At 51.6% G+C, this 6,920-nt stretch carries 7 protein-coding genes and 1 tRNA gene; 5 read left to right on the top strand and 3 right to left on the bottom strand.

Annotated elements, in window-relative coordinates:
- The first annotated feature begins 95 nt into the window (after positions 1–95).
- Together PPL9_RS02180 and PPL9_RS02190 are read left to right on the top strand one after the other, a co-directional pair.
- A complete protein-coding gene (locus PPL9_RS02180) occupies positions 96–314 on the top strand; it encodes a hypothetical protein (RefSeq protein ID WP_057461113.1) in 219 nt (72 codons plus the stop codon).
- A 229-nt stretch (positions 315–543) separates the two neighbouring features.
- Entirely contained in the window at positions 544–1,614 is a 1,071-nt protein-coding gene (locus PPL9_RS02190) for a tyrosine-type recombinase/integrase (protein ID WP_082596467.1), read from the top strand.
- A gap of 75 nt (positions 1,615–1,689) precedes the next feature.
- Here the strand turns inward: PPL9_RS02190 and PPL9_RS02195 are convergent.
- Positions 1,690–1,766 (bottom strand) — tRNA-Ile (locus tag PPL9_RS02195).
- Positions 1,767–1,972: 206 nt separating this feature from the next.
- Here PPL9_RS02195 and PPL9_RS02200 point away from each other — a divergent pair.
- The 3 genes from PPL9_RS02200 to PPL9_RS02210 all read left to right on the top strand — a co-directional run bounded on the left by PPL9_RS02200 (position 1,973) and on the right by PPL9_RS02210 (position 5,874).
- Complete coding sequence (locus PPL9_RS02200) at positions 1,973–3,055, top strand: AI-2E family transporter (RefSeq protein WP_057461156.1); 1,083 nt, start codon at positions 1,973–1,975, stop codon at positions 3,053–3,055.
- Positions 3,056–3,180: 125 nt separating this feature from the next.
- Positions 3,181–3,936 (top strand): SIMPL domain-containing protein, encoded by a 756-nt coding sequence (locus PPL9_RS02205; protein ID WP_057461157.1) that lies wholly within the window; start codon positions 3,181–3,183, stop codon positions 3,934–3,936.
- 498 nt (positions 3,937–4,434) lie between these two features.
- Positions 4,435–5,874 (top strand): MFS transporter, encoded by a 1,440-nt coding sequence (locus PPL9_RS02210; RefSeq protein ID WP_208989115.1) that lies wholly within the window; start codon positions 4,435–4,437, stop codon positions 5,872–5,874.
- A gap of 148 nt (positions 5,875–6,022) precedes the next feature.
- Here the strand turns inward: PPL9_RS02210 and PPL9_RS02215 are convergent, their stop codons facing one another.
- Together PPL9_RS02215 and PPL9_RS02220 are read right to left on the bottom strand one after the other, a co-directional pair.
- Positions 6,023–6,280: a hypothetical protein gene (locus PPL9_RS02215; RefSeq protein WP_057461158.1), complete on the bottom strand. Its 258-nt coding sequence runs from the start codon at positions 6,278–6,280 to the stop codon at positions 6,023–6,025.
- 98 nt (positions 6,281–6,378) lie between these two features.
- Positions 6,379–6,726, bottom strand: a complete 348-nt coding sequence (locus PPL9_RS02220; protein WP_057461116.1) for a helix-turn-helix domain-containing protein — start codon at positions 6,724–6,726, stop codon at positions 6,379–6,381.
- Positions 6,727–6,920 lie beyond the last annotated feature (194 nt).

Below are 6,920 nucleotides of genomic sequence, written 5' to 3' on the forward strand. Positions count from 1 at the left end.
CGACGATTACTGGGGGACAATGGCCTTTCCAATTGGGTGCGGCCAACTCTTCCTCATCGACTTCTCCGATTAACTCAAGCCCAAACAGGTGAAACATGTCCCAAGGCGAGAAGAAGGCATATCTGGCTGGCTATATCGCCGCCTGCACTCAAATCGCCCAGACCCACAATCAACCCACCATGGCTGCAGAGCTGCTACGCAGTGCTGGTTTGACGGATGATGAGGTAAAAGCATTGCAGCTGAGCGACTTCGACTTGGGAGAGTACGCAGAGATGCAAGCAGCGAACCCCAGCTTCTTCTCCAAATCCAATTAAATCCATTTTCAGAATACCCGCTCTATAAACGAAGGTTTGCTATGGCGCAGTCATCGAAAGCAACACAGGCCCAGATGAAACGAGCAATCAAAGCCGCTCAGGATTGCGGACTGACTCTGCACGAATGTGTCATAACAAACGCCGAAACACGCTTAGTATTCTCAAAAGTTGACGCGAAGACAGCTAAATCGCAAACTGCCGGACCGAAGCAATGGCCAGAGCACATGACATGAAACTCAAGTTTCCCGGCTTAATCAAGGAAACAATGCCTTCTGGAAACACCCGATGGCGTGTGAGGGTAGAAGGCCAAAAGGCCCGCCGAATTGTCCTTCACGTTTCACCCGACCACAAAGAGTTCCTCGAATGTTACCTTGCAGCAAGACGCGGGATAGAGATCAAACCAGAAAGCAAGCCAGAAGATAAAGCAGTTAAAGGCTCAGTAAGTTGGTTGATCTATCGCTACCTTGGAAATCTGAAATCTGACGTAGAGAATAACTTATATTCTGAGGACACTCTCAAGCAGCGAAGCAATCTCTTAAATCGACTACACGCCGAGTATGGTGAATACGATTTCCAGATGCCTCAACAGGCTGTCTTGCAAATCCGCAACAACATGAAATCCACCCCCGGAGCTGCCGACAACATGATGAAGGCGATCCGTGCCATGTATAAATGGGCAGGCGAGATCGGAGACTGTAGCAAAGACTTCAATCCTGCAGCTGGAATTAGCAAGCTCAACAAGAACTCAAAGGGAGCCATACCCTGGACCGTTGAAGATTTGCGGAAGTTCAGAGAAACGCACCCAGCCGGGACAACAGCTCACCTTTGCCTAACTCTCTTCATGTTCACAGCTTGCCGCATCTCAGACGTGATTTGGCTTGGCAGAGAAAATGAATTTGATCGTAGTGGAATCAGAGGTCTTGGTTGGCAACCCCGTAAGCGAGGTTCAGCCTTTGTTGAGATCCCAATGCTTCCACCGTTGCTGAAGGCAACCAGAGCGGCCACAGTACAAGGACGCACTTACCTTCTTACTGAACACGGCAAATCCTTTGCCTCACCAGAGAGCCTACGCAATCGCTTCAAGAAATGGTGCTTAGCAGCAGGACTTGAAAACCGAAGCTCCCATGGAATTCGCAAAGCAGCAGGTCACCTCTTAGCCCTTGAAGGTTGTTCTCAATATCAGATCATGGCGATCCACGGCCACGCCGAAGCGCGAACCTCTGAAGTCTATACTGAAGGTGTTGAACGTTGGAATCTCGCCCGCTCCGCAATGGAGACTTTGAAGGGGCTTGAGTGGTAAAGTGTCCCACGCCTTAAAATTTTGCGGGACCCTTTTCTTCTAATCATCTGATTTTTAAAATGAAAAGAGAGAAGGTGGTAGGCCCGGAGGGACTTGAACCCCCAACCAGTCCGTTATGAGCGGACGGCTCTAACCAGTTGAGCTACAGGCCCTTACCGAAGACAGGTTCTACACCAACAACCACGGGTGAGTAAATTGTTTATAGCAGTGAACAAGGCAGATCCTGTTGAAACTTGGGGATGCGCCTTTTCCCCGGCAGATCAACAGAGCATTCATCACAAAGCTTTATAAATACCTGATTTTAAGAGACTATGTGAAAACTAACAGCTTCCGGCAGCCTGACCCCTTGGAGTGCATGATGCGCCAGCCTCTCATTAAGTTCACCGCCTCTTTGTTCCTTCTTGTCATTATTGGCTGGCTACTCTTCATAGGGCGATCCCTCATTATACCCCTGATTATCGCACTGGTGCTTTGGTACATTATCAACTCCATGTCCTCTGCCCTGCGACATTTGCCTGTGGTTGGACCGTATTTGCCGCGCCCACTCACCATTTTGCTGGCTCTGTTCGCGATCTTTTATGTCGTCGGCATCCTGTTCAACATCGTCTCAGTCAACCTACAGCAGCTGGCGTTCGATGCACCAACCTATCAGGGACGGCTGGATGAGCTGTTGCTCAAGCTTGCCAACCAACTGAATATGGAAAAGCCGCTCCAGCTTTCCGACATCCTGCCCAACTTCTCGCTAAGCGCAGCCCTCAGCACCGGGGCATCCGTTCTCACCAGTCTGGCCGGATCCAGCTCGCTGGTCTTCATCTACGTGCTCTTTATGATTTTCGAGGCGGCAACCTTTGACAAAAAGCTCGCCGCCCTCTTTGAAGATTCCGACCGCGTACAGCTTGCGTTCGCCATCCGCGGAGAGATTGGTCGCCGCATGCGTCACTACATGGGCATCAAAACCGGTGTCAGCATCATCACCGGTTTCCTCACCTACGGCATCACGTCATGGGCAGGCCTGCCTTACGCGGCCCTTTTCGGGTTCATCGCCTTCCTGCTCAACTACATCCCAACCATCGGCTCTCTGATTGCCGTCATCTTCCCAAGCCTGCTGTCACTGGTCTATTTCGACACCCTCACACCATTTATCGCGATTACTCTTGGGCTGGGAGCAGTTCAGTTCATTCTCGGCAATCTGGTGGAACCACGTCTGATGGGCACACAACTTAACATTTCACCCCTCGTCATTATGATCTCATTGAGCTTTTGGGGGGCATTATGGGGCGTTATTGGAATGGTGCTGTGCGTGCCGCTTGTCGTGCTTGCCATCATCATTTGCGCCCAGTTCCCATCTTCGCGCCCCATTGCAATCCTGTTGTCGGGGGATGGCAATGTCGGCGATCCGATAAACCTGGATCATCAAAATCAAACCCGTGAATTGACATGATCACGCCTGAGAGCCGCCGCAATTGTAACTTCTAATTGCATTTCTCGATATTCGGCTGATCAAGAATGACAGTCCGCAGCACGGATCAGGCATCAGCCTCAACAAATTTGAAACTGGAGAATTTAATGCAGAGCGAACAGAAGAAATTGCGTCTTCCAAGTATAAGCGCGCTGGCAGTTGCTGGTCTTGTTGCCGCCGCCCTTGTTGTATCCAGCGGTGTCAATGCCAAGGCTGCTGAACAAACAGGCAAGATCACAATCTCCGGCCAGGGATCGATCAACGTGGCGCCTGATATGGCGACGCTGGTCTCTCGCGTAATCACACAGGGTGATGATGCAAAGTCCGCCCTTCAGCAAAACTCCGTCACCATGCGCGCCATCCTGCAGGATGTTGAAGACGCTGGCATCGAAAAAAAGAATATCCAGACCACCGGTTTTGACATTTCACCGATCTACGACAACCGCCGCCTCAAAAACAATGAGCCAAAAGCTCCTGAGATTGTTGGCTACCGTGTGCAGAACGGCATCCGCATCAGTCTGCAGGACATCACCAAACTGGGCACCACGCTAGACATGCTGGTGCAAAACGGCTCCAACGATGTTGGCCAGATCCAGTTCGGCGTATCCAATCCTGAAAAATATATTGATGAAGCTCGCGAAAGCGCTGTGAAAGACGCCCGCACCAAGGCGGAAACCTACGCGAAAGCTGCCGGTGTTAGCCTCGGCAAAATTCTCAGCATTTCCGAAGCCGGGTACAACCCGCGCCCTTACCCGGAAATGATGGGCATGAGAGCTGCAAAAATGGACAGTGCCCCGCCAATCGCAGCAGGTCAGGAGACCCTCTCGTCATCGGTTACAATAACCTACGAACTTGTGCAGTAACACAAGCCTCCAATGCAACCTCTCAAAACCCCGCCCCAAGCGGGGTTTTCTTTTTTAATGCCGACAACCATCATGGTCCGGCAACATGCACATTCCCACGAGTGCTCCTATATTGGGGTCTGATAGTCTCCCCCAGACATTCATTATTTAAGCATATTCTGAAGCCGCCTCGTTTCAGAACACCTCGCAAAGCACGCAGCATTTTTCATCGTTTCAACAACTCAAAACCGCGCCAGGCTTCACGTAGGCGACCGCCAAGTGCCCGCATAAACCTAGCTATTCAAGTTGCCTTCACATCTGCCGAAAAAAGGACCTCCTCGTGCTGTAAGAAAGCTAAGCCTGCGAAACAAAAGGAACAATCCGCCAATTTATGTTGGGCCAATTTTTGCAAAATCGATTTATTGAAATAGCAAGTGCGCCACGATTTAATAAGAAAAAACTTTACTTATTAAACACCTCAAATTAAATAAGTGATATATTTTTAAATAGGCGATACTCATGACCATATCCAACCCGGCACAAACAATCCCATTATCGCCCTTCAAAAAGCTGACCATGGATGGTCGCTGGCTTGCGTCTCTCATCATGATTTTGGGTGTTGGGTCGGCAAGCATGAACAACTTCCTCTCCTCCGCCATCATGCCAGATATCATCCGCGATCTTGGTGGCCAGCAACGCGCCTTCTGGGTCCTCAGCTTGTTTCAGATCGGCTCCATTCTGGCAGGCACGGTCACAGGCTCGTTGAAAGCACGCATTGGCGCACGCCCTCTCTTTATCGCGGCGGCCCTGTCGTTTCTGGCAGGCTCATTCGTTGGCGGCGCTGCGAATTCGCTGGAACACCTGCTGCTTGGCAGAATGCTGCAAGGTTTGGGCGAAGGCATGATTGTCTCCCTCTGCTATACGTTGATTTCAGACCTTTATCCGGAAAACGCCGTCTCCTCAGTTTTTGCTTTGCTCTCAGGAGTTTGGGCTGTCTCCGCAGGCATCGGCCCCCTCACCGCAGGTATCCTGACAGAAAGCTGGTCCTGGCGAGCCGTGTTTTACGCCAACCTGCCTCTGTCTTTGATGCTACTCCTGCTGGCAATCACCGTCATCCCGTCCACCACCAGAGACAAAGCCACAACGACGCAATCCTCAGATAAGATGAGCATGTTCCCCCGCCTCGGACTTCTGGCTGTGGCGGTATTGCTCATTGCGTATGTGGGCGAACTGCGCAGCCTTCCCCACATCACTGGAGCTCTAGGCATTGGCTTGATCCTGCTGTTCCTCGCCGTGAAATGGGATAAGAAAAGCACCAGTCCGTTCATTCCGCGCAGTGCGTTCAAGTTCACCGGCATTTTAGGCCTTGGCATGTGGGTCACGCTGCTGCTGTCCATCGCCAGCGCTGCCCGTGTTGTTTATGGCGCTGCTATGGGTCAGGTGCTGTGGGGACTTTCCGTCACTCAGGCGTCCTATGCCATGGCCATCACAGCCTTCACATGGACAGCCGCCGCATGGATCGTCGCCCGCGTGCAAACACCACACGCACAAACCTCTCTGATCCGTCTGGGAACCTTAAACATCATCGCTGGCACACTGCTCACAGTTGTTTCGCTTTACACCATGTCCCTATGGATATTCCTGCTCTCCTCCGTCTTTAACGGAGCTGGCTTTGGCATGAGCAGTCAGTTCTTGAAAAAAGCAATCATTTACGTCGAAACCGACGACGAGCGTGACAGAGCCTCCGGTTTCATCGGGCCTCTGCAATCCGCAGGCATGGCCATTGGCGCAGCGCTCGCAGGCCTTCTGGCTGGCCTCTCCGGCTTCTCCGTTCCAGGTGCTGAAGACTTGATTACACTGGAAAATGCTGCCCAATCCGGCCCGGTCCTGTTCCTCATCATGGCAGGCATTGCAAGCATTGCAGCTCTATTGGCGTTCAAGATGCCAAGAATGGTCTAGTCACATTGAAGGGATGACAAACATGTGCCGCAAATGTGGAGACAACCCTGGACGCGATCCGCCACAGGTGCAGGCACTGGCCGGTGCTTAAAGCGCACCTTACCAAAGTGAGTGCCGATTTTCGGATCAGAACACGCAGGAAAGTCAGTCAGCGTGGAAGCGGCTGACCCGGTGGCGGCGGAGGCGCTCGTCGCAGAGGTTGATCAAAATACCTGTCAGGCCCATGCCCACGCCAACCAACACCATGCATGCGGTTCATCATCGCAAACATCATAATCACGGCAATCACCACAAGAACCAGCAGCGTCGTGATGATCGAAGTAGCAATCACCCATCCCCTGCTCGGCTTCCGCCCAATCGAAGCCCTCAACCCATCCAGCTCACGCCGCATATCTTCCGGTTCCATATCCTGCTCCATCAAAAACGATAGAACAATCCTCTCAGAAACACCGGAACACCAACTTACATCAATCGCTCACAATTGAACCAGTCCGCGCCCTCACCTCACGCGAATGTCTCACCCCATTTCAGCAGTTCCAGCAGGATGGGGCCGACGGCTTGGCCTTTTTCGGTCAGGACGTAGTCGGCACGTGGAGGGTGGGAAGAGTAGAAGCGTTTTTTGAGGACACCGTGTTCCTCCAGCTTTTTCAGGCGAGTTGAGAGCGTGTTGGGACTGACCTTCAAACTCGTTTCAAGATCTTTGAACTTACGCGGCCCATCCAGAAAAAACTCTCGTAATATCAAGAGACTCCACGGATCACCCAGCACGCCAAGCGAGCGCATGATAGGGCAGTTATCGCGGTCAATTCCAGCAAGTTCAGGCGGCAGCAGAGAAGGGTCAAACTCAGTCATAAAAGCAGAGGTAGCATAGTAAATTCAAAAATGGAATTGACTCCTACATTTGAAGCCACTACCAATATTGAAGTTATTCAGGAGAACTCCCATGACCTCAATCATTCAGGAATTCATTGTTTTAGCCTTCGCTGTTATCTTCCCCGCCACACTAGTTGCTATCGTTGCTAACCGAGCCAACCACGCGCAGTTAT

Origin of the sequence: Pseudovibrio sp. POLY-S9, from assembly GCF_001431305.1 — a bacterium.
Lineage (GTDB): Bacteria > Pseudomonadota > Alphaproteobacteria > Rhizobiales > Stappiaceae > Pseudovibrio.

Excerpts from the sequence above, each read along its gene's own strand:
- PPL9_RS02180 (WP_057461113.1), top strand. The coding sequence starts at position 96 with ATGTCCCAAGGCGAGAAGAAGGCATATCTGGCTGGCTATATCGCCGCC.
- PPL9_RS02190 (WP_082596467.1), top strand. The coding sequence starts at position 544 with ATGAAACTCAAGTTTCCCGGCTTAATCAAGGAAACAATGCCTTCTGGA.
- PPL9_RS02205 (WP_057461157.1), top strand. The coding sequence starts at position 3,181 with ATGCAGAGCGAACAGAAGAAATTGCGTCTTCCAAGTATAAGCGCGCTG.
- PPL9_RS02215 (WP_057461158.1), bottom strand. The coding sequence starts at position 6,280 with ATGGAACCGGAAGATATGCGGCGTGAGCTGGATGGGTTGAGGGCTTCG.
- PPL9_RS02200 (WP_057461156.1), top strand. The coding sequence starts at position 1,973 with ATGCGCCAGCCTCTCATTAAGTTCACCGCCTCTTTGTTCCTTCTTGTC.
- PPL9_RS02220 (WP_057461116.1), bottom strand. The coding sequence starts at position 6,726 with ATGACTGAGTTTGACCCTTCTCTGCTGCCGCCTGAACTTGCTGGAATT.
- PPL9_RS02210 (WP_208989115.1), top strand. The coding sequence starts at position 4,435 with ATGACCATATCCAACCCGGCACAAACAATCCCATTATCGCCCTTCAAA.